Raw genomic sequence first — 25,578 nt, 5'->3', positions numbered from 1 at the left:
ACGGGACCCGCGCCGGAGCGCGCTCGGGGGCGACGTCCAGTCGCCTGCCGGTAGCGTGGCCCGGCGCTCTCGCGTCCCCCACCCCGTCGGACACGTCCTCGGAGCGCGCCCCGCCCCACGAGGAGAACCCATGCTCACCGTCACCGCCTACGCCGCTCCCTCCGCGACCGAGCCGCTCGTCCCCACCACGATCGAGCGCCGCGACGTCGGACCGCACGACGTGCTCATCGAGATCGCCTACTCCGGCATCTGCCACTCCGACATCCACACCGTCCGCGGCGACTGGGGACCGGTGGCGTACCCGCTGACCGTCGGCCACGAGATCGTCGGCGTCGTCGCCGAGGTCGGCTCCGAGGTCACCAAGCACTCCGTCGGCGACCGCGTCGGCGTCGGCTGCATGGTGAACTCCTGCCGTGAGTGCGAGAACTGCCTCGCGGGCGAGGAGCAGTACTGCCTGAAGGGCAACACCGGCACCTACGCCTCCGTCGACCGCGACGGCACCATCACCCAGGGCGGCTACTCCACGCACGTCGTCGTCGTCGAGGACTTCGTGCTCCGCGTGCCGGAGTCGATCCCCTACGAGGCCGCCGCTCCGCTGCTGTGCGCGGGCATCACGACCTACTCGCCGCTCTCGCACTGGGAGGCGGGCCCCGGCAAGCGCGTCGCCGTCGTCGGCCTCGGCGGGCTCGGCCACATGGCCGTCAAGTTCGCGCACGCGATGGGCGCCGAGGTCACCGTGCTCTCGCAGACCCTGAGCAAGAAGGAGGACGGCCTCCGTCTGGGTGCCGACCACTACTACGCGACGCGCGACGAGGCGACCTTCACCGATCTCGCGAACACCTTCGACCTGATCGTCAACACGGTCAGCGCGCCCCTCGACCTCGACGCCTACCTGGGGCTCCTGCGCCGCAACGGCACCATGGTCAACGTGGGCGCTCCGGCCGAGGCGCTGCCGCTGCACGTCTTCACGCTCTTCGGCGCCCGCCGCTCCTTCGCGGGCTCGGGCATCGGCGGCATCCGCGAGACCCAGGAGATGCTCGACTTCTGCGCCGAGAAGGGCATCGCGAGCGAGGTCGAGGTCGTCTCGGCCTCGCAGATCAACGAGGCCTACGAGCGCGTCCTCGCCTCGGACGTCCGCTACCGCTTCGTGATCGACGCCTCCACGTTCGAGAAGTGAGCGCGGCCGGGGCGCTAGCCTCGGCGGCATGAGCGAACGGAGCCACCCGGCCGTCGACCGCGTCCTCGCCGACCTCGACCGGCACGGTGCGCATCCGACCGTGCGCTGGCTCGACTCGGCCGCGTCGACGGCCGCGCTGGCGGCAGAGGCGCTGGGCGTCGACGTCGGCCGGATCGCGAACTCCCTCGTGTTCCTGCTCGACGGTGCGCCGCTGCTGGTCCTGACCAGCGGCGGCCACCGCGTCGACACCGCGTGGCTCGGCGTGCAGCTGGGCGGATCGGTCACCCGGGCGCCGGCCGCCGACGTGAAGTCCGCGACGGGCCAGACGATCGGCGGGATCGCGCCGGTCGGTCATCCCGCGCCGCTGCGCACCGTGGTCGACACGGCCCTCGCCGCCTACGACGTCGTCTGGGCGGCGGCCGGGCACGCGCACACCGTCTACCCGACGGGCTTCGACGAGCTGGTGCGGGTCACCGGGGGAGACGCGCGCGCCGTCGTACCGCCGAAGCCGGCGCCGTAGCGCCGACTCGACGACGAACGCCCCCTGCGATCCGAGGTCGCAGGGGGCGTCGACGAGAGCGGAGGTCAGAGCACGCGGCCCGCGCCGTCGGCGGCCGTGACCAGGAAGAGCTCCGGAGTCGTGAAGCCCTTCTCGGCGAAGGCGGCGAGGACCGCGGCGCGGACCTCCTCCTCCTTCTCCACCGGAGTGAGGGCGATCGCGGAGCCGCCGAAGCCGCCGCCGGTCATCCGGGCGCCGATCGCTCCGGCGCCGCGCGCCGCTTCGACGGCGGTGTCGAGCTCGGGCACCGAGATCTCGAAGTCGTCGCGGAGGGAGACGTGGCCGGCGTCGAGCAGATCGCCGATCGCCCGCGGGCCGTGCTCGCGCAGGGTGCGCACGGTCTCGAGCACGCGGGCGTCCTCCGTCACGACGTGCTTCACCCGCCGGTAGGTGACGTCGTCGAGGAGCTCCTCGGCGCGCGGCAGGTCGTCGACCGTCAGCTCGCGGAGCGACGGCACGCCGAGGGTCGCGGCGCCGAGCTCGCAGGAGGCGCGCCGCTCGGCGTAGCCGCCGGTGGCGTGCGCGTGCTCGACGCGGGTGTCGACGACGAGCAGGACGAGCCCGGCCTCCTCGAAGCCGAGGGGGATGACCTCGGTGTCGAGGCTGCGGCAGTCCAGGAACACCGCGGCGTCGCGCTCCCCGAAGAGGGAGGCGGACTCGTCCATGATCCCGGTGGGGGCGCCGACCGCGACGTTCTCGGCGCGGCGGCCGACGCGGGCCATCGTCGCGCGGTCGAAGCCGAGGTCCCAGAGCTCGTCGAGGGCGACGGCCATCGCGCACATCAGCGCCGCTGAGCTCGAGAGCCCCGCGCCGACCGGCACGTCGGAGTCGACGTATGCGTCGAAGCCCGAGCGGGAGCCCAGGTCGACGCCGTACTCCGTGAGCGCCCAGACCACGCCGAGCGGGTAAGCCGACCAGCCGGTCACGGCCCCGGGGCCGAGCTCGTCGAGGGCGACCTCGACCACCTCGGGCGAGAAGGCGCTGCTGATCCGGATCAGGCGGTCCTCGCGTGGAGCGACGGCCATCGCCGTGGCGCGGTCGATCGCGAAGGGGAAGACGAAGCCGTCGTTGTAGTCGGTGTGCTCGCCGATCAGGTTCACACGGCCGGGGCCGGCCCAGACGCCCGCGGCGGGTCGGTCGAAGGTGCGCTCGAAGGCGGCGGCCGCGCTCTCAGCGACGGCGGTCAGGGAGGCGGGAGCGGCGGTCATCGGTTCTCCTCGGCGATGTCGGCGGCGGTCGTTGCGGGAGTGGCGGCGCCGCCGGGCAGCGAGTCGTCGCTGTGCGCGGCGACCGGCAGGGCCGCGTCGGGGCGCTGGGCGATCGCGGCCTCGAGCACGGCCGCGTCGGCCCGTTCGATGGCCGCGCGCAGGGCCGCGGCGCTCGTCTCCGGAGCGATGTCGCCGATCCAGGCGCCCATCGCGGCCTCGCTCCCTGCGAGGTACTTGAGCTTCGTCTCGGCGCGGCGGGGCGAAGTGATCTGGAGCATCAGGCGCACCTCGTCGCGGCGCTCGTGCACCGGGGCCTGGTGCCAGGCGGCGATGTAGGGCGTCGGGGTGTCGTAGAGGGCGTCGATGCCGCGGAGCAGGCGCTGGTAGATCGTCGCGAGCTCGTCGCGCTCCTCCGGGGTGGTCGCCGCCAGGTCCGGGACGTGGCGGTGCGGCAGGAGGTGCACCTCGACGGGCCAGCGTGCGGCGAACGGCACGAACGCGGTGAAGTGCTCGCCGCGGAGGAGGACGCGCTCGCCGGCCTGCTCGAAGGCGAGGACGTCGGCGAACATCGAGGGCCCGTAGCTGTCGAGCGAGGCGAGCAGACGGGTCGTGCGCGGCGTGACGTAGGGGTAGGAGTAGATCTGCCCGTGGGGGTGGTGCAGCGTGACGCCGATCGCCTCGCCGCGGTTCTCGAACGGGAAGACCTGCTGCACGCCGGGAAGGGCCGAGAGGGCGCCCACGCGGTCGGCCCAGGCCTCGACCACGGTCCGGGCGCGGGAGGCGCTGAGCGTGGCGAACGAGCCCTCGTGCTCGGGGCTGAAGCAGACGACCTCGCAGCGGCCGACGCTGGTCAGCGTCCGGCCGAGTCCGAGGGTGCGCAGGTCCTCCAGCGAGGCGGGCGCGTCCGCGTCCTCGAGGAGCGGGCCGAAGGAGGGGGAGCGGTTCTCGAAGACGGCGACGTCGTAGCGGCTGGGCACCTCCGACGGGTTCGTCGGCGACGCCGGAGCGAGCGGATCGAGCTCGGCCGGCGGCAGGAACACGCGGTTCTGGCGCGACGCGGCGATGGAGACCCACTCGCCGGTCAGGACGTCCTGGCGCATCCGCGCGGTGGCGGGGCGGGGGTCGAGGTGGCGGGCGTCGGCGGCGCGCTCCGGGGGGAGCGTCGTGTCGGCGTCGTCGAAGTAGAGGAGCTCGCGGCCGTCGGCCAGCGTGTGCGGGCGCTTGACGACGCCGGCGGAGAGGGTGATCGCTTCGTTCATGGCAGGAGCCAGACTAGGGCCGCACCTTCGAAAAGGAAAGCTCGTTTTCGCTTTGACAAGTCCACTCGACCGCGGGCACGATGGGCGGATGAGGACGGACGGCGAGCAGGAGTCCACGTCGGCGATCGAGCGCCGGCTGAGGCTGCGCCTGGCCGTCGAGAGCTCGGGCTTCGTCGGGGTCGCCCCGATGGCCGACATGCTCGGGGTCTCGGTCGTCACCGTCCGCTCCGATCTCGCACTGCTCGCGAGCGAGGGCGTCCTCCAGCGGGTGCGCGGAGGGGCGATCCCCGCGCCGAGGCCCACCGGCGAGCGCTCGCTCGAGGAGGGCCTGAGCGCCGCCTCCGACGAGAAGGCCGCGATCGGCCGCGAGGCCGCCGCCTCCGTCTCCTCCGGGCAGAGCATCGTGCTCGACGTGGGCACCACACCGCTCGCCATCGCGCACGCGCTCGTGGCGCGGGAGGAGCTGCGCGACGTCACGGTGATCACGAACGGCCTCTCCACGGCTCTGGCGCTCGAGCCGGCCATCCCGCGCTTCACCGTCGTCGTCACCGGGGGCACTCTGCGGCCGCTGCAGCACTCGCTGGTCGAGCCGCTCGCGTCCGACCTGCTCGAGCGGATCCGCGCCGACATCGCCTTCATCGGCTGCACCGGCGTGCACCCCGAGGCCGGCGTCACCAACGTCAACCTCCCCGAGGCGACCCTGAAGCGCCGGATGCTGCAGGCGGCGACCCGCCGGGTCGTGGTCGCCGACTCCTCGAAGCTCGGAGTGGTCGACCTCGGCCGGGTCGCCGCTCCCGACGAGTTCGACCGTCTGCTCACGGGTGCGGGAGCCGCCGACGGACCGGTCGCCGCTCTCGAGGAGGCGGGGCTCGCGGTCACCCGCTGCCGGGCGCTCGGCGAGCGCGTCAGTCCGTAGGATCGAGGAATGGCCGACTTCACCCCCGCCCCCGCCACCGGGCGCCAGTTCTCCCTCGACCTCATCGCCGAAGGACGCACCCTGCACGCCGTCGTGACGGAGGTGGCCGCAGCGCTGCGCCACCTCTCGGTCGACGGAGTGGAGATCACCGCCTCCTACCCGGAGAGCACCGTCCCGCCGTTCGGCTCGGGCATCGTCCTGATGCCGTGGCCCAACCGCGTGAAGGACGGGCGCTGGCACCACCGCGGCGAGACGCTCCAGCTCGCGATCACCGAGCCGAAGTACCACAACGCCATCCACGGCCTCCTGGTCAGCACCCCGTACCGCCTCGTCGACCAGGGACCCTCCTTCGTCGAGCTGGCCGCGCCGGTCGTGCCGCAGGCGGGCTACCCGTTCCACCTCGAGACCTCGGTCCGCTACGAGCTGCAGGCCGACGGGCTGAAGGTCGTCCACCGCGTCGTCAACGTCGGAGCCGACGAGGCGCCGGTCGCCATCGGCACGCACCCCTTCCTCGCCATCGGCGACGTCCCGACCGACGAGCTCGAGATCACCGTCGACGCGGCCGTGCACATCGAGGTCGACGAGCGCCTCAACCCCACCGTGCAGAACCCGGTCGAGGGCACCGAGTGGGACCTCCGCTCCGGCCGCCGCATCGGCGACCTCGAGCTCGACGACGCTTGGGCCGACGTCCGGATGGTCGACGGCGAGAGCGTGCACGGCCTCCGAGCAGCCGACGGGCGCCGTGTGCTCCTCTGGGCCGACGCCTCGCACAACTTCGTCCAGGTCTTCATCACCCGGATCTTCCCCGACGGCGACGACGTGAAGACCGCGATCGCGGTGGAGCCGATGACCGCTCCTGCCGAGGCGTTCAACAGCGGGCAGGGCCTGCGCTGGCTCGAGCCGGGCGAGGAGTGGACCGTCGCATGGGGCATCCGCCACGAGGGGTTCCCCACCGCGTCATGACCACCCTCGCGGCGGTCGGGCGCGACGACGAGGCCAAGCGCGTCGCCCTCGTCCGGATGAAGCGGCTCGCCACGGGCCTGCTCGTGGTGATGGCCGTCGTCTTCGCCGTGTCGTTCGCCCTGCAGGAGCGCTACCCGTGGCTGCAGTGGGTCCGGGCCGCGAGCGAGGGCGGGATGGTCGGCGCGCTCGCCGACTGGTTCGCCGTGACCGCGCTGTTCCGGCGGCCCCTGGGCCTGCCGATCCCGCACACCGCGATCATCCCGACCAAGAAGGACGAGATCGGCGCGAGCCTCGCGCAGTTCGTCGAGGAGAACTTCCTCCGCGGCGCCATCGTGCGCGAGAAGCTCGACTCCTTCGGGATCGCCCGGCGGGCGGGGCTCTGGCTCGCGGAGCCGGAGAACGCGCACCGCGTCGGCGGCGAGAGCGCGGCGGCCGTCCGCGCGGCGATCGCCCTGCTGGACGACTCCGACGTGCAGCGCGTGATCGAGGCGCTGGCGCGGCGCCACCTCCTCGACCCGCAGTGGGGCCCGCCGCTGGGCTCGCTGGTGGGCAGCGTCGTCGAGGCCGGCCACCACCGGCGCCTCGTGGACACGCTGGTGGAGCAGGCGGAGGCGTGGCTCGTCGCGAACCCGCAGAGCTTCACCCGCATGGTCAGCGGGCGCCTGCCGAGCTGGCTGCCCTCAGCGGTCAGCCGCGCGGTGGACGAGCGGCTGTACCACGAGGCGCTCGTCTTCGTCGCCGCCGTGCGCGACGATCAGGTGCACCCATTCAGGATCGCGATCGACGGCTACCTCGCCACGCTGGCGCAGGACCTGGGTACCGACCCCGACCTGATCGCCCGGGTCGAGGAGATCAAGAACCGCGCGTTCGACAGCCCCCGCGTCCGCGAGCTCGCCGGGGACGCCTGGGAGGCGACGAAGGCCTCCCTCCTCGGCGCGATGGACGACCCGTCGAGCCCCCTCCGCGGCAGCATCGAGTCGATCGTGGTCGACCTGGGCCGTCGGCTCTCGACCGACGCAGGCCTTGCGGCGACCGTCGACTCCTGGATCGGATCGGTCGCGGCCGACCTGGTCGACCGCTACCGCACCGACATCGCCAGCATCATCGGCGACACCATCCACCGCTGGGACCCGCGCGAGACGTCCGAGAAGCTCGAGCTGCAGGTCGGGAAGGACCTCCAGTTCATCCGGATCAACGGCACCGTCGTGGGCTCCCTGGCCGGGCTGGTCATCTTCACCGTCGCGCACGCGCTGCTCGGCTCGTGAAGCGGGGCGCAGGGCGCCGCTCCGCAAGCCCTCGTCGGCGTCGGTGGTCGGGCGTACGGTCGCACCATGAGCGATGACAACACCACCGATCCCGATGTCAAGACCGAGGGCGACGTCCTCGGCGCCCGTGCCGACGACGGCAGCGACACCAGCGCCAGCAAGGATCCGTCCGACTGGGTCACCGGCGACGAGCCGATGACCGGCCCGTAGCGCAGCTACCTCGACACCCTCGCGCGCGAGGCGGGCGAGACCCTGCCCGCCGACCTCACCAAGGCCCAGGCCTCCGAGCACATCGACCGCCTGCAGTCCTCCACGGGCCGCGGCGACGGCAGCAACGGGCACGACTGATCCCACCGGGGCGCCGCGGGGCTGAGCATCAGTCCCCGTCGGCGCCCCCGTCCGGGGCGCGCACACCGCGCCCCGGCGTCCCTAGGGTTCCGTCATGGCGATCTCCCGCACCACGCGCACCGCCCTCGACCTCATCGACGCGATCCGCATCCCCGGCAGGATCGATCCCCGCTTGGCCCGGCAGGTGACGCTGTCCCTCCGCCAGCTCCTCGAGTCGGGCGCCTTCGGCCCGAGCGATCGGCTCCTCCGCCGTCGAGCGAGGAGGCTGCGCTCCCGCACCCGTGAGGCTGCGGCCTTCCGCCAGACCCGCCCCGCCGACTGCGCCGTCCAGCCCTGAGCTCGCTGAACGGGGGCCATCCGCTGTGACCGGCGACGGGACAGACATCGTCCACGCGGTCGTCTAGAGTTCCTGGCATCCGGTGCGCCGGATGCCCGCCGCAGTCTCCCGGCCGGTCGACAACGGAGTCGTCCCGGCGCGGGTCCCCCCTCGTTCGCCCGTCGAACGCTCCGCTGGACTCCAGCACCCCGCTCCCTCCTCGAGAAGGGACTCCCGCGATGACGACTCGGGTCTCGCACACCGCGACGACTGTCCGCCTCGTCCGCTGGTACCGGATCGACTCCGAGTGGCTCTCCGAGGTGGTCACCGGCCGCCTGCTCGAGCATCAGGAGGGCCGTTGGCGCCTCCTCATCGGTGAGAAGGTCCGCGACTACCCGGACGAGGTGTGGTCGCTCTGCCACGAGTGACGTCTCCGCTGAGCCGAGGGCTGCGCCGGAGGGCGCTGCGGCGGACTGCTCAGAGGTAGAGGTAGTACGTCTTCGCGCAGTCCGTCGAGCAGAACGGGTCGCGGGGGCGGGCCGGCCGGACGCGGCACGCCTCGCACAGCCGCGCCCGTCGGAGGAGGACGCGGAGGACGGGCAGCACCCCTGCACGGTAGTGGTGCGACCTGTCCGCGCCCTGGCACTGTCCGGAAAGCGCGACCAGCTGGGCGGGTGGTGGGCCCCGTCGGCGCCACCCGCGGGGACCTCCGCTGCCTGAGGCACACCCTCGACTGATCTGCACTGGCCTGTACGCGCGTCTCCCCTGGCACGAGCGTGCCGACGGGCGCCGCATTGTCACCCTGTCCTCGCGTGCTTTCGGCGGCGCGCTCGTGCCCTGCCGTGAGCCCGCCTGCTCGGACTACCGCGCTGCGCACGCTCTCGACTGCGAGGGCGACATGTGGATCGTCCATCGCGCGCTCATCCTCGACAACGAGCAGTGGCGCGTCGCGGTCTACCGCACCGAAGACGAGGCCGAGTGGAAGGTCGAGCTCGAGGTCAACGACGAGTGCGATGGCGACACCGCGGCCGCACTGGCGATCGCCCTCGGCACGGCGGCCGATGAGGCCCGACGACTGAACCTGGCACGAGCGGTGGTGTCCGCATGATCTCCAACCTGACGACAACCGCTTGCGACCTCGTCACCATCAAGCCCGCTGTCGTCGAGGAGGAGCAGCCCGCAGTCCATCTGTCGCTGAACGCCATCGATGGATCGCTGCTGCCCGCGGAAGCGGTGCGCCTGGGCGTTGAGCTCATTGCAGCAGCACATCGAGCCGAGATGCGGAGCCCGGACGACTGGCTCGAGGAGGTGAACGACGAGTGACTGACGCACAACTGTCGGGACCCTGGCTCACCAACCCGACCATGGACGGTCTCTCCGCCCGAGCCTGGCGGACCTTCACGGGCTCGCTGATGTGGTCGAACGAGGCTGGCACCGACGGTCGAATCACGACCCGCTCCCTCCGCTTCCTGCATCCCGAGGGTACGGATGACGTCACGCGTGACGAGCTCGTAGGGGCCGAACTGTGGGCTCTGACTGCCGACGGAATCGAAGTCTGCAATTAGACCGTGATGGGCCAGGAGCTCGCTGCCACGGTCGCCCAACGCAAGTAGGCCGCGAGCTTCAGAGCCGCGAATTACCGGGCCGGCAAGGCCGGTAGCAAGGGCTCGGGCCAGCTCAAGTGAGTACCCACCATGCGTGACGCAGAGAGTGACGCAACGCGTGATGTCACGCGTGACGTGGGCGCGGACGTAGGACAGGACACTGCCAGGACTCCGGAGGTGTCCGATTCCGTCGAAAAAGCAGCAGACGACTGGCCTACCCGTCAGCCCGGGTCGACTGCCGACGGCTGGGTTGTGAACGCTGCTGGCGACTGGGAGGAGGCGTCGTGATCGACCGCGAAGGGGAGCTCGAGCTGGATCTCGCCGAGATGACGGAGCAGCGGGATCAGTGGCGCCGGCTGAGCCGGATGCACGAACGAAGGGCGAAGCGTGCAAGGCGTGCGCTTCGAGCAGTGGCGGCAGTGATCGTTGCCGTGAACAACGAGAAGGAGACGTAGATGAGCGCCATCAGCGAACGACGAGCCCAGGTGGCTGAGGAGATCGGCCGGCGCGGACAGCGTGAGCCCCTGCCGGAGGTGTCGGGCGCAAATCAGATGTCGCAGCGCATCGAGATCGCTCGCGACCGACGTCTGTTCGAGGCGGACGAGCGCGCCGCTCGTCGAGACGCCCGTGCCGCGGCGAAGGGAGACCAGGCATGAGCGCCCTCATCATCGGCAACAGCAACATGCACCCGCTCGACGTGCTCCAGAACGACCCGGTCTTCCTCGAGATCGCATCTAAAGTGCCCGGCTTCGACGACGTCGAGGAGAGGACCGCGCGCGCACTCGCGTTCGAGCTCCCCAACGTCGACACCGTCGCCGTGCCAAAGGAGCAGGCGGAGGAGTACCTGCGAGGCGGGGATGCGCCAGCATCGGTCAGCGCTCTGCTCGCCAACCAGGACATCGCCACCCGGCGCCGCGTCGCAGCGAATCTCCTCGCGCACATCGAAGGGTCTGCTCGTGACTCAGCCGTCCGCTGGTACGCCAGCGTTCAGAAGCCGGTGAGTGAGGCGTACACGAGGGAACTCGAGCGGGTGCGGCAGGAGGCTACCGACCTGTTCCATGGGCCGCTGGCAGACGTTCACGGCGCCGACGACCTCGCGACGCATGGCGACGCCGGCGAGGCATGAACGCAGCGACTCGGCTCGGTCTCCGCTTTCGGGCGCTGGCGAAGTCTGCCGCGTCGATGCTCGGGGTCTCGGAGGTCGACCAGCTGCCGCTCGTACACGTGATCGACAACCTCGAGCAAGTGTGGCCGACGTACTGGATCGCCATCGGGGCGACCATCGACGGTGGAAATACGGCACGGTCCTACGCGCCCCAGCGCCCCGCCTGGGCGGATGCGACACCACTCGACCAGCTGCGCGCACTCGTCGACGCGGGAGCCGTGTTCCTGGTGCCGACACCCGCCGGACTCGCGGAGCGCCGCACCCGGATCCTCATCGCGACGAATGTCGAGCTGGACAAGCAGGCCGTCGCTCTCAAGCGCGAGCAGACTCGCAAGCGCTGACCATGATTGGGGAGCGGTCCTGGGTGGTCTCGCTCCCCTCGCGGCCGGCGCGCAAGCCTCCTTGCACGCAGCGCCGGCCGCACCCCACCACCACGACCGAAGGAGAACACCCATCCCGCAGCCCATCGTCGGGGACGTCGTGCACTTCTACGCGCAGGACCTCTCCCGGCCCGTCGCCGCGATCACCACCGATCTACGAGGTGACCGTGCCTCGTTGCAACGGTTCTTGCCGCCCGGGGACGCTGTCGGCCCGATGTTCGCCGTCGACGTCTACCTGCCGCACTCGACCAAGCCCACCCAGGACCACTGGACCGAGCGCCCCACCAGCTGAGCCTCGAGCTCACCCCTAGCCGCGGCCGGTCGTCGATTGCACACCGAGCCGGTCGCGGCGCCTACTTCTTCCCTTCGCGCTCCGCAATTTCGCGCACGCCTTCGGGAATCATCAGGTAGATCGCCTCCGAGCGATTTGGGGCTGTGATGAGTTCCTCGACGAGCATGTTGATCGCTCCGAAGAACGGAACAATCACGTCCGCGGCGTCGCCACTGATGAAGAGCGCAACCAGCTCGTTGTCATCCGCATCGCGGTGGAGGGATGTGTTGCCGATGTACCGGATAGCAGTGAGTAGCTTCCAAAGAGGGGAGGTCACCTGCCCTTTGAGGTCTCCGATCAAGTCAGCTAGTCGGGCTTTCGGGTCTGCCCCGTCCCTGGATCGCAGAAACCGCTCGAGCGAAGCCCGGGCAAGTGCCGCTGCCGCACGTCGCGAGTGGGGCTCGACCGCTCGTGCTTCCTCGTAGAGCGCGGCCGCGTCCGCCGGCAGATCCGGATGAGGTGCCTGCAACGGCGAGGCGAGCGGGAAGACCATCTTCTCCTCACGCCAGACGCTCCGACGGGTGCAGGAGGAGCACTCGCTCATGAACCATTCGGGCCAATCCGGGAAGCCCCAGCGGGGAGGATCACGGTCAAGCAGGACGCGCGTTGGCGGCGCATCACTGGCGAAGACAGTTCCTGTCCCCCCGTTGCCGTTGATGGTCGAGTACATGTTCAGGGCACCCCACACTTGCTGGGTGTAGGCGCCACAGAAGGGGCAGTTGAAGCGTTCCTTATTGAGCTCCGGGCGAGCGTCGAGGTCCATACCGGCTGACGCTAGCCGAGGGGACAGATGCGCCGCATCCAGCCCCTACCGGACACGCACGCCCCCGCGCTCCTGGTAGCCGCAGCCGTCTGCCACGCAGTCCTTCCGCCCCTTGTCCGCATACGTCGCGGCAGGCTGCACCTGCACAGAAGCCTGACCGCAACTCGAACACCACTCGATTGCTATCACTCGTCTCGACATGCCGCGGACCCTACGCCAAACCCCCGACACCATGCCCGACCTTTCTGTGAGAGGGGGGCGGGTACCCCGGGGGCGGGGGTAGACGAGAGCCCGCTTCGCGTTCTGCTCGACGCGGTGCGCCAGAGTCTGGGGGTTTTTCGCGTAGGGGCTCTGATCCGCCCGGATTCCGCGTCATTCCGCGGCCATGGTGCCGTCGGAGGGGTCGTCAATTGGTATCGCCGAGTACCTGAGACGATGCGGCCCCCTGGCGCCGTGCTGCGTGCCACGCTTCGGGGGGTGATGTAGCTAACTGCCTGTCGCTCGGCGCGCTCGCGCTGGGACTGTGTAGCTTCTTCACCAGGGGCGGCGGCAGGCCGTTCTTGGTCGCGGCACGCGACCCGGAATAGCACTGGGGACAACTCTTGGCGTCGAAGACACGGTACGGCTATCAGCTCGTTCAGCTCCACCTTCACAAGGCCATGAAGACGGCTCAAGAGGATTTTGCGTCTGCCACTTTGAACAATGGCGGTAAGGACTTGCTCGGCACGCTGCGAGAGGTGTTGCCGGCCATCAACAATCTGACACGTACCGGACCTCTCGCCTACCGGAACCGGACTCCTACTGCCGAAGCTGACGATAGCGACACGAAGCCGGCCATCCGCGTTCTGTACGCGACGGTCGCAAGCGACAGTCGCATCGATTTCGAGTTCCGCTACGGCCGGGTTGGTGCCCACGATTTAGCCATTGGCCTCAGCGAGGACGATGATGCCGTACTGACAGGCAAGGCTTCAACCAACATCTTCCGAGCATCAATCTACTTGCCCGCCTCAGGCAACGCAGCAATTCTCGTGGTCGAGAACCGCAGCAACTTGGCACCCTTCGAGTACTTCCTGAAGCACCTGAGCTTCCACATGAAGGAACAGGATGCCGCGAAGCCCGAGGCCGAGCAGCACGGCTGGTGGCGCCTGATGGGCAAGGGTGTCACCGACGTAGACCGGTTGAACGAGGTCCTGTCTCAGGGCAGTGGAGCCGCCCTCCAGCTCGAGAAGCACGTTGTGCAGAACGGCAGGCGACGTACGAGCGGAGTCGTGGTGAGGCAGGACGGTTTACCGGCAGGCAAGCTCCAGCAAGTCCGAGCGATGGTCTTCGCATGGCTGGGTCTCACGGACAGCGACGAGGGAGCTGGGGCGGCTCCGGAAGGAACGCCGGTGCAGCAGGTCGCGTCTCTCTTAGATGTCGACGTCGTCGACGAGCAGTTCAATGACGGTGCTGTCGTCTACGATGACGGGACTGGCCGAACCCACATCATCCGGCCATCGTCCGTCCGCGAGGTGTTCGTCTACCCGCTGGCGGAGGGCCAACGGCCTACCGCGGTCGCCATCCGTTCCGCTGCAGAGGATCGGCTCCGACGCATCACACCCACGCTGGGTGTACAGCTAACTCTCTAGAGGAGATGGAACCTCATGCGGTTCGACATCACCGACCTCGCTCACGGCCTCGTCAAGGTACTGCGCAATGGCTCCGACCGCACGAAGGCTGATCGTCTCGCCTGGTCGGCTCTGATCCTTCTGCCTGTCCTAGCGGGCGGCGTCATGCTCGTCTTCTGCACCCCGCTTCGCGCGCCTGGCTCCGTTCTCACCGGAGTAGCGATTCTGGCAGGCGGCTTCCTCACGTCGTTCACTCACCTGTCGACCCTGAGAGCGAAGCTCACCGATCGAGCCGATGTCTACTCCGAGGCGGAGGAGCCGGAAAGAGATCTGCTTGACGAGGTCGCAACACTGCTGCTCGTTGCAACGCTCAGCGCAGTCCTGACCGCGGTGGTTCTCGTCGCAAGCATGAACCTCAGCTCTACTCCCGAGCTCTCCGGATGGGCCGGCGCAGTTCCCACCGCTGCTGCGGTATGGACACTCACGCTGTTCGTTCTGACGATCCCCAGGCTGTATAACGCTTACCTGCAGTTGAACAAGGTCAGGCCGGCGCTAAGCGGAGCGAACCGGCGCTGAGCACTCGCGCTCTGGACAGCAGAGCGGAAGAGTTGCCGGCATGGAGAGCTCCCCTCGCGCTTTCTCTGTTCGATCGGCGGCTCGGCGAGTGTGCCGGCATCGCACGACGGTGCAGCGGTGGCTGAATCAAGGCCTGCCTCACTGGAGGATAAGCGACCAATTGGTCGAGATCGAGGAGGCGGATCTTCTCGACTGGGCGCGCCGGAAGGCGCTGGCGAATCCGACTCGGCCGGGCGTGAACAGGCGGGCGTGGTGATGTCGCGGGAACGGCTGTCGATCACCGCTGCCGCGTAGCAGGTGGGCCGGGATCGACGCACGATCCATCGATGGCTCGCAGCGGGCATGCCGAGTCATGAGCACGCCGGCCTCCGGCACGTGTGGCTCGACGACCTGCAGGCGAAGATTGTGGCGCGGCTCGAGTCGAACCCCGCGCAGGTGCAGGCCGCCGCCCATCTCGAGCACGGGTCTCCGCAGAGGTACTGGAACGGGTGCCGTTGCGATCCGTGCCGGGTCGGGAACGCCCTCGAGCGCCGCGACCAGGACGCGCAGCGCGGCGACTGGTGATGCTCGCCCCCTCGCTACTTTTTCGGGAGCGGCGAGGAGACGTTCTTCGTTGAGACGCGGCGGCTGGTGCTTCGGGTACGGTCGCAGCATGGACGCCGCGAATATCTGGATTCAGATCGGGATCTTCGTCGTCACGGCTGGAGCGGGAGCCGTCGCGTGGTGGCAGGCGATCGCGGCATCGCGGGCGAAGAAAGACGCAGAGGCCGCGGAGAAGCGGGCAGTGAAGGCTGCCGAGAAGTCGGCGGTCGCTGCCGCTGCTTCCGCAGAGCAGCACGCCCGGTCCGCGGATGCGGCAGAGAGGGCGCTCCCGCCGACATGGAGCCTCATGGAACGGGTCAGCTCCACTGTGTGTCGACTGCGCAACGACTCGAGCCGACACATCATCATCACCGCATTCGAGCCACAGCCGATCGAACTCGGGCCAGCCCTCTCGAAGGTGCTCGCTCCACTTCCTACGCGAGTTGAGTACGGTGACGCCTTCGAGTTCCTGATTCTCGCCCGCGGGGCGGGTCCTAGGATCACCTCCGTGAGGATCCGTTGGCGCTTCGAGGCCGAGACGGAAGACCAGTGGAACGAAAGGCGCGTGCTTCAGTCCTAGCGTCGGGTACTGGCCGTCGACGGCAGGACCGCGCGGGTAAACCGCTGGTGATGCGTCAGTAGGCAGTCGACCCGCTGTGTCTGCTGAACACATCGTTGTATCCAGCGAGCATGGTGCTCACTCCACCAAGGACTTCATCGTCGGAGTACTTCCCGTTCCGCCAACCCGTTGCTCGCTCCGCGAGGTCAGTCATCGCTCCCGCCGCATGCCCCCACTCCGGCGACCCCGCCACTATCTGAATCGTCCGCAGCAATGGTTCGACGACGATGCGATGCCGGTGGGTGCTTGCGAGACGCACCGAGGGGAAGCAGCGAACGATTTCCGAGAGGGACGGACGAGGGTCGTGCATGACCACACTGTCCTGTCCTCGCTTCAGCGCCATCGCTTCTAGCTTCGAGTTCGGCCAGTCTGGTCCGCCACGATCTGCCCAGGTGGTCATTGCTACGATCCAGGCGTTCATCGCGAGAACAAGCTGTTCCACTTCGGCGGTGAGCTTCTCGTCTTCTCGCTCATGCTTCACGGCTTCCAGCTGCCGGTCCTCGCGCAGTCGGCGCTCGTCTTCTGCTTTCACGCGCGCGAGCTCGGAGCTTTTTGCGATGCTCGTGGCCTGAGCCGAGGTCCTCCATGCGGCCCAGGCAACGATGACGCTGGCGATTGCTGCGACAGAGGGGATTACCAGTGCGACATAGTCGAAGAGGTCGTGGTCGGCGATGTCACCAAGCACGCGGATCAGATCGTCGGTAGTAGCAGCCCCCAGCATGTCGGAAGCGTATCGCCGTACGGGAGCCGGTGATTAATCCGCTCCCGGCCTTCCAGAGCGTCTAGGCACTCCCGGGCAGTCGGAGGGGTCGACGCGGGAGAGAGGCGCTGAGTGGCAGGTGTCCCAGAAGGGCCAGGTGTGGGATCCACCACAACTGGCTCAGGTGTTGCACCTGCAACGGGTGCTCTCGAGAAGGGGGTTCCACACTTTGGACACCCTCGGCGGAGGATACGCACTGAGCGCGTATCCCTGAGGCTGGGTCGATGACCAGCAGCATCGAGGACATCATCCGTCATATCGTCCGCGAGGAGCTCGAGCGGGCCCTCCCTGCCCGGAAGCCCCCCGTGCACGACGAGAGACCAGCAGCCCTGATCGCCGGTCGCCGCCGCATGCTCACCATCGACCAGGTGACGCAGCTCACCGGCATCTCGAAGAAGACGATCCACGGACTCCGCTGTCAGACGACGAAGGGATCGTTCGCGCCCGCGATGAAGGTCGGCGGGCGCCTCGTCTGGGATCCCGACGAGCTCGACGCGTGGCTCGTCACCAAGAGGGTCTGAGGGGGGGAGTGGAGCGGATCCACACCCCCGGCGCGTGCAGCAAGCTGTCGACTTACCAGCGGTAAGTCAGCGCGGCCGGCCCGCAGCAAGCTGTCGACTTAGGTCCCGTATGTCGCGCGGCCTGCGCAGAGCAAGCTATAGACATACCCGCGGCGAGTCGTCCGCGGGTCCCCTCCGACGCCAATCGGTCGGGGTCGGTTGCACCTGGGCACAGCAATGCGCGGAGTTTATGCGGGGTGGCAACCACCGACCGCAGGAGCCGTCCCGCGACGACCCCGATCGAGTGGGCCCCGTCGGGCTCGAACCGACGACCCGCGGATTAAAAGTCCGCTGCTCTGCCAACTGAGCTAGAGGCCCGCGCGCTCCAGGGTAGCGGGCCGTCGGCGCCCCCGGAGCAGGTGCGGCCCGGAGCAGGCGGACGATCCCGGAGCGGACCGCGTCCTCCCCGCGGGCATACCCGCGCAGGAGCACGCGTTACCCTCCTCGAACCCCCTACGGAGCGCGAGCGCGAGAGCGTCCGCGCGCACGACCGCGGAAGGCGGCCCCATGACAGACGGCTTCCACAAGCCGACCAAGTTCCCCTCCCACGTCTTCGAGGCGTTCCAGGGAGGAGAGGACCCGGCGCAGATCAGCCGCGTCGCCCACGAGACCGCGATCGCACTGCTGAGCCGCGTCCGGAACGACCCCGACCCGGTGGTCATCGACCGCCTGGTCGAGTACACCGACCACAACGGCATCGACGCCCTCGCCGAGCTCTGGGCGCGGTCCAGCGCGGCGAGCCTGCCGGGTGCGCTGTGGCGGATCTACCTGCTGCGGCTGGTCATCCGGCAGGACCCCGAGAGCACGAGCTTCCTCTACCAGCGCGGAGTCGAGCTCTCCGCCACGATCGACCCGGTGGTCGCCGGAGCGAGCACACCGACGGGGCCGGCAGAGATCACTGAGCTGGCCGACCGGATCCTCCGCGGCGTCTTCGACGGCGACTTCGCGGTGGCACTGGACCGTGCCGCGGCGTTCTGCCGCGTGAGCGCCTCCGGAGCCGTCTCGGTCGCCGACGACGTGGAGCCGGTGAACCCCGCCCGGGCGAGCGAGCTGACCACCCGGGCCCTGCGCCTCTCGACCACTGCGGCCGAGCTCGTGAGCTGCGCGCGGCTGTGGCGGGGCGACTCCCTGGAGTGACGCGCAACCCGCGTTCACCCACTGCGAACGCCGCTCGCCGCCACCGCGGAGGCCTTTGGTAGACTGGCGGGAGCCGGATCGCAGTAACCCCGGGCTCCACTTATAGCCGCTTCGAGCGGCCTCGCGCCGAGAGGCGTTTCTGCGGTCCGGCCCCTTCTCTGCTCGCATCGCCGCCACGGTGCGCGAGGCGAGGGCCCAGGAGGAGTCGATCCTCGCCCGAGTCCCCACAGACAGGCTCCAGCGGAATGAAGAACAGCAGAGGTCTCCGGATCGGCGCGCGCGTCTGGGCGGGAGCGGGCCTGCTGGTCGTCGCCGCCCTCTACCTCCTCGCCGCCCCGAGCGTCGACGGCGCGGAGGGCGCCCAGTTCGCCGCGGGGGTCTCTCTGTCGCAGGGCACAGTGATGCGCGTGCTCGCGGTCCTCGACCTGCTCGCCGGGCTCTGGGTCCTCCTCCGCCCGCGCAGCTATCCGGGCATCACCGCCGCGGCCGTCGCGGTGATCTCGCTCTGGCTGGCGCCCCGATTGGGCGATCCGGCGCTGGTGCCGGTCGGCTCGGTGGCGCTGGATGTGCGATTCGTGACGCATCCGATCGAGGTGTCGGTCGTCGTAGCAGGCCTGGCCGTGACAGCCTTCTGGATGACGCGGAATCTTTCGGCCCGGGCGCGGGCGAGGCGGGGCTGATGACGGACGACACCACAGCGGAGGCGGCTGCCCTCCTCGAGCGCATCGCCGGGGGAGAGCAGGCCGCGTTCGCCGCGCTCTACGACCAGATGGCCGGCCGGGTCCTCGGCCTGATCACGCGCGTCCTCGTCGACCGCTCCCAGTCGGAGGAGGTGGCCCAGGAGGTCTTCCTCGAGATCTGGCAAACCGCTGGACGTTTCGCTCCGAATAAAGGAAGCGCGACGACCTGGATCCTCACGATGGCACACCGCAGGGCCATCGACAGGGTCCGCGCGGCTCAAGCCGGCCGTGATCGGGACATGCGCATAGGAATCCGAGACCTCGGACGCGACTACGACCAGGTCTCCGAGCAGGCGGAGGTGTCCCTCGAGCACGAGAAGGTCGCGGCCGCCATGGGCCGCCTGACGAAACTGCAGCGGCAGGCGCTGCAGCTCGCTTACTACGGCGGATACTCGCACAGCGAGATCGCGGGGATCCTGCAGTGCCCCGTGGGAACCGTCAAGACACGCCTGCGTGACGGAATGATCAGACTTCGAGAAGAGATGGGGGTGGCCCTGTGAACGATGTGCGACTCCCCGACGGGATGGACGACCCGCGCGATCTCGCGGCGGGTCACGCACTGGGCATCCTGACGCCCGAGGAGCAGGAGCGCTACGAGCGCTTCCTCTCCGAGCACCCGGAGGCGCGCGGCGAGGCCGACGCGTTCGCCGAGGTGGCGGAGGCGCTCGTCGCCGACGCACCAGCCGTGGAGCCCTCGCCGGGCTTCAAGGCCGACCTGATGGCGCTCATCGCCACCACTCCGCAGCTGCCGCTGGAGGAGCCCGACGAGGACCGCGAGGCGCCCGCCGCGCCCCGCCTGGTCCCCGTCGCCTCCGAGGGCGAGCGGAGCGCTCCGACGGCTCGCCGGGACGGTGGCGGCAGCGCCGCGAACCGCGCCCGGAGCCGCTGGTTCGCCCGGCCCGCGGTCTACCTCTCGGCGGCCGCGGCCGCCGCGGTGATCGTGGTCGGCGGAGTGACCCTCCCGCCGCTGCTCTCGTCCGGCCCCGGCCAGACGCAGCAGCAGACGGCTCTGGAGCAGATCCGCAGCGCCCCCGACGCGCAGGAGACGACCGGTACGGTCGCCACCGGTGAGCAGGCGACACTGGTCTGGTCGAGTTCGCTCGGACGCTCCGCCCTCGTGGTGGACGACCTGGCGCCGCTGCCCGAGGACAAGACCTACGAGCTCTGGTACATCGGCTCGTCCGGCCCGGTAGCCGCCGGGACGTTCGACGGGGGAGAGGGCAGCACCGTGGCCCCGCTCGAGGGCAGCCTCACCGAGGGCGGCGTCGTCGCGGTGACGGTCGAGGACGCCGGCGGCTCGCCGACTCCGACCACCGACCCGATACTGGCGATCGACATCGCCTGACGGCCTGAGCACGAGAAGAGCCGCACTCCGGGAACGGGGTGCGGCTCTTCTCGTTCCCGAAGGACACTCGGCAGGACGAGAGCGAGCCGCGACCCCGGAGGGACGCGGCCCGCTCTCGTGCGCGGCGGATCAGCCGAAGCGGCCCGAGACGTAGTCCTCGGTGGCCTGGACGGACGGGCGCGAGAACATCGTCGCGGTGTCGTCGTACTCGATGAGCTTGCCCGGCTTGCCGGTGCCCGCGATGTTGAAGAACGCGGTGCGGTCCGAGACGCGCGAGGCCTGCTGCATGTTGTGGGTCACGATGACGATCGTGTAGTCGTTCTTGAGCTCCTCGATGAGGTCCTCGATCGCGAGCGTCGAGATCGGGTCGAGGGCCGAGCAGGGCTCGTCCATCAGCAGGACGTCGGGGGAGACGGCGATCGCGCGGGCGATGCACAGACGCTGCTGCTGGCCGCCGGAGAGACCGGAGCCCGGCTTGTCGAGGCGGTCCTTCACCTCGTTCCAGAGGTTCGCGCCCTGGAGCGAGCGCTCGACGAGCGCATCCGCGTCCGACTTCGAGATGCGGCGGTTGTTGAGCTTCACGCCGGCCAGCACGTTGTCCCGGATGGACATCGTCGGGAACGGGTTGGGGCGCTGGAAGACCATGCCCACCTGCCGGCGGACCTGCACCGGGTCGACGCCCGGGCCGTACAGGTTGTTGCCGTCGATCAGGACCTCGCCCTCGACGTGCGCGCCGGGGATGACCTCGTGCATGCGGTTGAGCGTGCGGAGGAAGGTCGACTTGCCGCAGCCGGACGGGCCGATGAAGGCGGTGACCGTGCGGGGCTCGATGGCGAGCGAGACGCCCTCCACCGCGAGGAACTGGCTGTAGTAGACGTTGAGGTCGTTGACCTCGATGCGCTTGGACATTGCTTCCTTCGGGGATTCCGGCCGGAGCCGAGTGGTGGGTGTCAGCGGCCGAGCTTGGGGGCGAAGATCTTCGCGATCAGGCGGGCGACCAGGTTCAGCGCCATGACGATCAGGATGAGGACCAGCGCGCCGGTCCAGGCCCGGTTGAGGAACGCCTCGGCGTCGGGGCCCTGGTTCGCGTACTGCGTGTAGACGAAGACCGGGAGGGTCATCATCCGCTCGCTGAAGAGGTCGTAGTTCATCGACGCGGTGAAGCCGGCGACGATCAGCAGCGGCGCGGTCTCACCGATGACGCGGGCGATCGCGAGCGTGATGCCCGTCGTGATGCCGGCGATGGAGGTCGGCAGCACGATCTTGACGATGGTCAGCCACTTCGGCACCCCGAGGGCATAGGAGGCCTCACGCAGCTCGTTCGGCACCAGCTTCAGCATCTCCTCCGAGGAGCGGACGACCACGGGGATCATCAGCACGGCGAGGGCGATCGAGCCGGCGAAGCCCATCCGGACCCCGGGGCCGAGGATCAGCGCGAACAGCGCGTAGGCGAACAGGCCCGCCACGATGGAGGGGATGCCCGTCATCACGTCGACGAAGAAGGTGATCGCCCGGGCGAGGTGGCCGCGGCCGTACTCGACGAGGTAGATCGAGGTGAGCAGGCCGATCGGCACCGAGATCAGCGCGGCCATGGCCGTGATCTCGAGCGTGCCGATGATCGCGTGGAGCGCGCCGCCGCCCGCGTCGATGACGTTGCGCATCGACGAGGAGAAGAAGAGCGGATCGAACCGCGCGACTCCGTTGGAGACGACCGTGTAGAGCAGGGAGATCAGCGGGAGCAGCGCGATGATGAACGCGGTCGCGACCAGCGAGGTCACGAGGCGGTCGACAGCCTTGCGGCCGCCCTCGACCAGGCGCGAGACCACGTAGATGGCGACGTCGAAGAGGACGGTGCCCCAGAAGATCGCGCCGACGAGGCTGAAGTCGTTCATCATCCCGGCCGCCTGGAGGATCAGGAAGACGGCGGCGAACACGACCCAGCTGCCGACGAGCAGCATCCAGGGGGTGCCCTTGGGCAGCTTGCCCGCCTGCAGCGAGAAGGGCATCGACGAGGTGGCGGCGGACATCAGTTGGCTCCCGAGAAGGCCTTGCGGCGGTTGACGATGAACCGCGCGACCGAGTTCACGACGAGGGTGATGACGAAGAGGATGAGGCCCGAGGCGACGAGGACGTTCACGCCGACTCCGCTCGCCTCCGGGAACTGCAGCGCGATGTTCGCGGCGATGGTGTTCGAGTTCTGCGAGGTGAGGAGGAGGAAGGAGACGACCGTCGCGGGCGAGAGCACCATCGCGACGGCGAGCGTCTCGCCGAGGGCCCGGCCGAGGCCGAGCATGGCGGCCGAGACGATGCCCGGGGCGCCGAAGGGCAGGACGGCCATGCGGATCATCTCCCAGCGGGTCGCGCCGAGCGCGAGCGCCGCCTCCTCGTGCAGGCGCGGGGCCTGGAGGAAGATCTCGCGGCAGACCGCGGTGATGATCGGGATGACCATGACGGCCAGCACCACCGAGGCGGTGAGGATCGTCTTGCCGGTGCCCGACGCCTGGCCGCCGAAGAGCGGGAACCAGCCGATGTTCACGTTGAGGAAGAGGTAGAAGGGCTGCACCATCGGCGCCAGCACGGTCGCGCCCCAGAGGCCGAAGACCACCGAGGGGACGGCGGCGAGGAGGTCGACCACGTAGCCGAGGGCCATCGCGATGCGGCGCGGTGCGTAGTGCGAGATGAAGAGGGCGATCGCGATCGAGAGCGGCAGGGCGATCACCAGGGCGATCACCGCCGACCAGACCGTGCCGAACACCAGGGGGCCGACGTAGGCCCAGAAGCTCGTCGCGTCGCCGGGCAGGCTGCCGGCCGGCGCGGTGAACGCGGGGATCGACTGCGCGATGAGGAAGATCGCGACGGCGGCGAGGACGAGGAGGATCAGGGAGCCGGCGGCGACGGTCGAGATCGAGAAGACCCGATCTCCGACACGCACCTTCGCCTTCGGGCGGACGACGGTCTCAGTTGCCATTCCAGGGGACTCTCTTCAGACGAGGTTTTCGGCGGGGCGCACAGGGAGATGCTAGGGCTCGGAGGGGGCGTCCGGTGGGTCGAGCCCGGCACAGGCGGGGCCCGTCCCGCGGATCGTGCTGCGAGACGGGCCCTGCCGGTGGGACTACTTGATCGACTCGATCGCGGTGGCGACGGTCGAGGCGAGCTCGGAGCTCAGGGGAGCGGAGCCGGCCTGAGCGGCGGCGGCCTCCTGGCCCTCCTCGCTCGCGACGTAGGAGGCGAAGGACTTGACGACCTCGCCCTTGTCGGCGTCCGCGTACTCCTGGCACACGATGAGGTAGCTGACCAGGACCATCGGCCAGGCGTCCGCCTCGGTGCCGGTGCGGTCGATCTTGATCGCGAGGTCGTTGGCCTCGCGGCCCTCGGCGATGGGCGAGGCGGCGACGACCGCCGCGGCTCCGTCGGCCGAGATGGTCGAGAACGCGTCGCCGACCTTCAGCTGGGCCATGTCCATGCCCTGGGCGCCGGACTCGTCGGCGTAGCCGATCGTGTTGGTGCCGTTCTTGACCGCGTCGACGACACCCGAGGTGCCCTTGGCGCCGTCACCGCTCTGGTACGGGAAGGTCTGCGCGGCAGGAGCGTCCCAGACGTCGCTCGCGGTGGCCGCGAGGTAGTCGGTGAAGTTCTGCGTGGTGCCCGAGTCGTCCGAGCGGTGCACGGAGGTGATGTTCGCCGACGGGAGGGTCGCGTCGGGGTTCAGGGCCTTGATCTCCGGGGCGTCCCAGGAGGTGATGGTGCCCTTGAAGATGCCCGCGATGGTGGCCGCGTCGAGCTTGAGCTCGTCGACGCCCTCCACGTTGAAGATGACCGCGATCGGCGAGATGTAGACCGGGAGGTCGATCGCCTTCGTGTCGGGGGCGCAGGCGGCGAAGGTGCCCGCGAGCTCCTCGTCCTTGAGCGCGGAGTCGGAGCCGGCGTAGTCGGCGGCGCCGTCGATGAAGTTGGTGCGGCCGGCGCCGGAGCCCTGCGGGTCGTAGTTGACCGTGACCTCGGGGTTCGCGGTCTGGAACGCGGCGGCCCAGGTGGTCTGCGCGGTGCCCTGAGCGGACGAGCCGATTCCGGTGATGGTGCCGGAGAGCGTGGAGGTGGTGGCGGAGCCGGAGCTGCCGCCTGCGGCCGGTGCCTCGTTGGCAGCGCAGGAGGTCAGCGTGATCGCTGCGACGGCGGCGACGACGGCCGCCTGGCCGAGACGCGAGAATCTCACAAGTATCCCTTTCGGGTAGGAAAGCGTGGAAAACAGAACAGGGCCTGGTGCAGCCCGCGAGCGAGAGTACGGAGGGGTCGTGTCCTGGCACCGACCGCTCGGTGAACGCGCGGTGAACGGGTCCGCTCCGGGGATTGCGGAGTGACGGCACGGCGGGGAGGGCGCGGTGCGTCGGGCGCGTCCCGGCAGCGCGTCCGGCCCGGTCCGGCTGTGCCGTGGAGCCGGTCGTGCAGCGCGGCCCGGGCGGGTCAGGCCAGCGGCGTGTGCGTCTCGATCGCGACGATGCCGGAGCCGGGGTGGCCGGTGGAGAGGTGCACGACGGCGAAGCCGCCGGTCGGGAGCGCGGCCGCCTCGTCGAGGTAGGCACCGAGAGGGGTCGCCGTGGCGAGGGCGATCTCGCGCAGGATCTCGGGGATCACCGGCCGGTGGCTGCAGAGGACGGCGGTGCGTCGCGCGCGGACCCGCTTGCCGACGAGGGCGCGGATGTCGGCGGTGCCCTGCTCGTGAGCTTCCTGGCTGAGGTCGTCGCGCAGCTTGACCGGCTTCCTCACCAGACCGGACAGCGGGGCGATCGTCGACCGGCAGCGCTTGGCGGTGCTCGAGACGAGGCGGCGCGGGCGCCAGGCGGCCACGGCCTGAGCGGCGGCCGCGGCCTCGACCCGGCCGCGCCCGGTGAGGCGGCGGGTGGAGTCGCGGCCGTCCCAGGAGGAGGCGGGCACCGCCTTCGCGTGCCGCAGGACCACGATCGCGAAGGTCTCGAGCGCCCCGCGCGCGGCGATCCGGGCGAACTCGTCGACGATCGTCACGTCGTGCGGATAGGTCAGGTAGCTCCGGGCCCGCTTGAGCGTCACCCACTCCAGCGCCTCGACCTCGTCGTTCGGCAGGAAGTCGGACGCCAGGACGGCCTTCTCGGTCACCTGCGCCGCCCAGTAGTAGACGGCCTTCGGGCGCCCGCTCGGCAGCGTGTACTCGGTGCACCCCAGCGGCACCCCGAGCGCCACCGAGAGCCCGGTCTCCTCGCGGATCTCCCGCACCGCGGTCTCCGGCAGGGACTCGCCCGCGTCGACCTTGCCCTTGGGCAGGCTGATGTCCCGGCGGTGCGGCCGGTGGATCACGAGGATGTGCGGGCGGCCCTCGATGATCCGCCAGCACACCGCTCCTGCTGCGTAGACGGTGCCCGTCACG

At 69.8% G+C, this 25,578-nt stretch carries 32 protein-coding genes, 1 tRNA gene and 1 pseudogene; 23 read left to right on the top strand and 11 right to left on the bottom strand.

Annotation, left to right across the window (positions count from 1 at the left end):
* Nucleotides 1-130: 130 nt before the first annotated feature.
* Both GSU45_RS12150 and GSU45_RS12145 read left to right on the top strand, forming a co-directional pair.
* The gene (locus GSU45_RS12150; RefSeq protein ID WP_104233905.1) at nt 131-1,177 is read left to right on the top strand and encodes an NAD(P)-dependent alcohol dehydrogenase; all 1,047 of its coding nucleotides are present in this window, start codon (nt 131-133) and stop codon (nt 1,175-1,177) included.
* A gap of 28 nt (nt 1,178-1,205) precedes the next feature.
* On the top strand, nt 1,206-1,697 hold the full coding sequence (locus tag GSU45_RS12145) for a YbaK/EbsC family protein (protein ID WP_159915279.1): 492 nt from the start codon (nt 1,206-1,208) through the stop codon (nt 1,695-1,697).
* A 65-nt stretch (nt 1,698-1,762) separates the two neighbouring features.
* On the opposite strand, the gene galK is transcribed toward GSU45_RS12145, so the two are convergent.
* Nucleotides 1,763-2,944: a galactokinase gene (gene galK, locus GSU45_RS12140; protein WP_159915277.1), complete on the bottom strand. Its 1,182-nt coding sequence runs from the start codon at nt 2,942-2,944 to the stop codon at nt 1,763-1,765.
* Nucleotides 2,941-4,203, bottom strand: a complete 1,263-nt coding sequence (gene galT / locus GSU45_RS12135) for a galactose-1-phosphate uridylyltransferase (RefSeq protein WP_159915275.1) — start codon at nt 4,201-4,203, stop codon at nt 2,941-2,943. Before galT ends, galK begins: the two co-directional genes overlap by 4 nt.
* Before the next feature lie 88 nt (nt 4,204-4,291).
* Here galT and GSU45_RS12130 point away from each other — a divergent pair, with 88 nt between their 5' ends.
* The 6 genes and pseudogenes from GSU45_RS12130 to GSU45_RS12105 all read left to right on the top strand — a co-directional run bounded on the left by GSU45_RS12130 (nt 4,292) and on the right by GSU45_RS12105 (nt 8,439).
* On the top strand, nt 4,292-5,119 hold the full coding sequence (locus GSU45_RS12130) for a DeoR/GlpR family DNA-binding transcription regulator (RefSeq protein ID WP_159915273.1): 828 nt from the start codon (nt 4,292-4,294) through the stop codon (nt 5,117-5,119).
* A 9-nt stretch (nt 5,120-5,128) separates the two neighbouring features.
* Nucleotides 5,129-6,082: an aldose 1-epimerase family protein gene (locus GSU45_RS12125; protein WP_159915271.1), complete on the top strand. Its 954-nt coding sequence runs from the start codon at nt 5,129-5,131 to the stop codon at nt 6,080-6,082.
* A complete protein-coding gene (locus tag GSU45_RS12120; RefSeq protein ID WP_159915269.1) occupies nt 6,079-7,347 on the top strand; it encodes a DUF445 domain-containing protein in 1,269 nt (422 codons plus the stop codon). Before GSU45_RS12125 ends, GSU45_RS12120 begins: the two co-directional genes overlap by 4 nt.
* A 66-nt stretch (nt 7,348-7,413) precedes the next feature.
* Nucleotides 7,414-7,695 (top strand): annotated as a pseudogene (locus GSU45_RS12115) (DUF3072 domain-containing protein).
* A 94-nt stretch (nt 7,696-7,789) separates the two neighbouring features.
* Nucleotides 7,790-8,032, top strand: a complete 243-nt coding sequence (locus GSU45_RS12110) for a hypothetical protein (protein ID WP_159915267.1) — start codon at nt 7,790-7,792, stop codon at nt 8,030-8,032.
* A gap of 218 nt (nt 8,033-8,250) precedes the next feature.
* Entirely contained in the window at nt 8,251-8,439 is a 189-nt protein-coding gene (locus GSU45_RS12105; protein WP_159915265.1) for a hypothetical protein, read from the top strand.
* Between the two features lie 49 nt (nt 8,440-8,488).
* Here the strand turns inward: GSU45_RS12105 and GSU45_RS17385 are convergent, their stop codons facing one another.
* On the bottom strand, nt 8,489-8,617 hold the full coding sequence (locus GSU45_RS17385) for a hypothetical protein (protein ID WP_279631095.1): 129 nt from the start codon (nt 8,615-8,617) through the stop codon (nt 8,489-8,491).
* A gap of 292 nt (nt 8,618-8,909) precedes the next feature.
* Here GSU45_RS17385 and GSU45_RS12100 point away from each other — a divergent pair, with 292 nt between their 5' ends.
* From GSU45_RS12100 to GSU45_RS12075, 6 genes are all read left to right on the top strand, one after another.
* Complete coding sequence (locus GSU45_RS12100; protein WP_159915263.1) at nt 8,910-9,119, top strand: hypothetical protein; 210 nt, start codon at nt 8,910-8,912, stop codon at nt 9,117-9,119.
* Complete coding sequence (locus GSU45_RS12095; RefSeq protein WP_159915261.1) at nt 9,116-9,334, top strand: hypothetical protein; 219 nt, start codon at nt 9,116-9,118, stop codon at nt 9,332-9,334. The genes GSU45_RS12100 and GSU45_RS12095 overlap by 4 nt, the downstream gene beginning before the upstream one ends.
* A 565-nt stretch (nt 9,335-9,899) precedes the next feature.
* Entirely contained in the window at nt 9,900-10,070 is a 171-nt protein-coding gene (locus tag GSU45_RS12090; protein WP_159915259.1) for a hypothetical protein, read from the top strand.
* Complete coding sequence (locus GSU45_RS12085; RefSeq protein WP_159915257.1) at nt 10,071-10,271, top strand: hypothetical protein; 201 nt, start codon at nt 10,071-10,073, stop codon at nt 10,269-10,271.
* Entirely contained in the window at nt 10,268-10,741 is a 474-nt protein-coding gene (locus GSU45_RS12080) for a hypothetical protein (RefSeq protein ID WP_159915255.1), read from the top strand. The genes GSU45_RS12085 and GSU45_RS12080 overlap by 4 nt, the downstream gene beginning before the upstream one ends.
* A gap of 56 nt (nt 10,742-10,797) precedes the next feature.
* A complete protein-coding gene (locus GSU45_RS12075; protein ID WP_159915253.1) occupies nt 10,798-11,121 on the top strand; it encodes a hypothetical protein in 324 nt (107 codons plus the stop codon).
* Between the two features lie 392 nt (nt 11,122-11,513).
* On the opposite strand, the gene GSU45_RS12070 is transcribed toward GSU45_RS12075, so the two are convergent.
* Nucleotides 11,514-12,254 carry a DUF4145 domain-containing protein gene (locus GSU45_RS12070; protein ID WP_159915251.1) on the bottom strand — a complete coding sequence of 247 codons (741 nt, stop codon included), beginning with the start codon at nt 12,252-12,254 and terminating at the stop codon, nt 11,514-11,516.
* Between the two features lie 659 nt (nt 12,255-12,913).
* Here GSU45_RS12070 and GSU45_RS12065 point away from each other — a divergent pair.
* From GSU45_RS12065 to GSU45_RS12050, 4 genes are all read left to right on the top strand, one after another.
* On the top strand, nt 12,914-13,882 hold the full coding sequence (locus GSU45_RS12065; RefSeq protein WP_159915249.1) for a hypothetical protein: 969 nt from the start codon (nt 12,914-12,916) through the stop codon (nt 13,880-13,882).
* A 15-nt stretch (nt 13,883-13,897) separates the two neighbouring features.
* Nucleotides 13,898-14,437 carry a hypothetical protein gene (locus GSU45_RS12060; protein WP_159915247.1) on the top strand — a complete coding sequence of 180 codons (540 nt, stop codon included), beginning with the start codon at nt 13,898-13,900 and terminating at the stop codon, nt 14,435-14,437.
* A 342-nt stretch (nt 14,438-14,779) separates the two neighbouring features.
* Entirely contained in the window at nt 14,780-15,001 is a 222-nt protein-coding gene (locus GSU45_RS12055; protein WP_159915245.1) for a hypothetical protein, read from the top strand.
* Between the two features lie 88 nt (nt 15,002-15,089).
* Complete coding sequence (locus tag GSU45_RS12050) at nt 15,090-15,599, top strand: hypothetical protein (RefSeq protein WP_159915243.1); 510 nt, start codon at nt 15,090-15,092, stop codon at nt 15,597-15,599.
* Nucleotides 15,600-15,654: 55 nt separating this feature from the next.
* Here the strand turns inward: GSU45_RS12050 and GSU45_RS12045 are convergent, their stop codons facing one another.
* Nucleotides 15,655-16,359 (bottom strand): hypothetical protein, encoded by a 705-nt coding sequence (locus GSU45_RS12045; RefSeq protein ID WP_159915241.1) that lies wholly within the window; start codon nt 16,357-16,359, stop codon nt 15,655-15,657.
* 263 nt (nt 16,360-16,622) lie between these two features.
* On the opposite strand from GSU45_RS12045, the gene GSU45_RS12040 reads away from it, so the two are divergent.
* Entirely contained in the window at nt 16,623-16,919 is a 297-nt protein-coding gene (locus tag GSU45_RS12040; protein ID WP_159915239.1) for a helix-turn-helix domain-containing protein, read from the top strand.
* Between the two features lie 284 nt (nt 16,920-17,203).
* Here the strand turns inward: GSU45_RS12040 and GSU45_RS12035 are convergent.
* Nucleotides 17,204-17,276, bottom strand: a tRNA-Lys gene (locus GSU45_RS12035).
* A gap of 189 nt (nt 17,277-17,465) precedes the next feature.
* Here GSU45_RS12035 and GSU45_RS12030 point away from each other — a divergent pair.
* The 4 genes from GSU45_RS12030 (at nt 17,466) to GSU45_RS12015 (ending at nt 20,180) form a co-directional block, all read left to right on the top strand.
* Nucleotides 17,466-18,095, top strand: coding sequence for a DNA-directed RNA polymerase subunit beta (locus tag GSU45_RS12030; RefSeq protein WP_159915237.1), 630 nt, complete (start codon nt 17,466-17,468; stop codon nt 18,093-18,095).
* A gap of 245 nt (nt 18,096-18,340) precedes the next feature.
* A complete protein-coding gene (locus GSU45_RS12025; protein WP_159915235.1) occupies nt 18,341-18,775 on the top strand; it encodes a hypothetical protein in 435 nt (144 codons plus the stop codon).
* Nucleotides 18,775-19,335 carry an ECF RNA polymerase sigma factor SigK gene (gene sigK / locus GSU45_RS12020; protein WP_159915233.1) on the top strand — a complete coding sequence of 187 codons (561 nt, stop codon included), beginning with the start codon at nt 18,775-18,777 and terminating at the stop codon, nt 19,333-19,335. The genes GSU45_RS12025 and sigK overlap by 1 nt, the downstream gene beginning before the upstream one ends.
* Nucleotides 19,332-20,180 (top strand): anti-sigma factor, encoded by an 849-nt coding sequence (locus tag GSU45_RS12015; protein ID WP_159915231.1) that lies wholly within the window; start codon nt 19,332-19,334, stop codon nt 20,178-20,180. The genes sigK and GSU45_RS12015 overlap by 4 nt, the downstream gene beginning before the upstream one ends.
* A 129-nt stretch (nt 20,181-20,309) precedes the next feature.
* Here GSU45_RS12015 and pstB read toward each other — a convergent pair whose 3' ends face one another.
* From pstB to GSU45_RS11990, 5 genes are all read right to left on the bottom strand, one after another.
* Nucleotides 20,310-21,089: a phosphate ABC transporter ATP-binding protein PstB gene (pstB, locus tag GSU45_RS12010; RefSeq protein ID WP_104224707.1), complete on the bottom strand. Its 780-nt coding sequence runs from the start codon at nt 21,087-21,089 to the stop codon at nt 20,310-20,312.
* Between the two features lie 41 nt (nt 21,090-21,130).
* Nucleotides 21,131-22,207, bottom strand: a complete 1,077-nt coding sequence (gene pstA, locus GSU45_RS12005) for a phosphate ABC transporter permease PstA (protein WP_159915229.1) — start codon at nt 22,205-22,207, stop codon at nt 21,131-21,133.
* Entirely contained in the window at nt 22,207-23,148 is a 942-nt protein-coding gene (gene pstC, locus GSU45_RS12000) for a phosphate ABC transporter permease subunit PstC (protein ID WP_104227270.1), read from the bottom strand. Before pstC ends, pstA begins: the two co-directional genes overlap by 1 nt.
* A 144-nt stretch (nt 23,149-23,292) precedes the next feature.
* Entirely contained in the window at nt 23,293-24,393 is a 1,101-nt protein-coding gene (pstS, locus tag GSU45_RS11995) for a phosphate ABC transporter substrate-binding protein PstS (protein ID WP_159915227.1), read from the bottom strand.
* A gap of 248 nt (nt 24,394-24,641) precedes the next feature.
* On the bottom strand, nt 24,642-25,577 hold the full coding sequence (locus GSU45_RS11990; protein ID WP_159915225.1) for an NUDIX domain-containing protein: 936 nt from the start codon (nt 25,575-25,577) through the stop codon (nt 24,642-24,644).
* Nucleotide 25,578 lies beyond the last annotated feature (1 nt).

It is taken from the genome of Rathayibacter sp. VKM Ac-2801, from assembly GCF_009834245.1.
Classification (GTDB): domain Bacteria; phylum Actinomycetota; class Actinomycetes; order Actinomycetales; family Microbacteriaceae; genus Rathayibacter.
The sequence above is the reverse complement of the archived record's forward strand: the minus strand, read 5'-3'. Positions and strand labels throughout refer to the sequence as shown.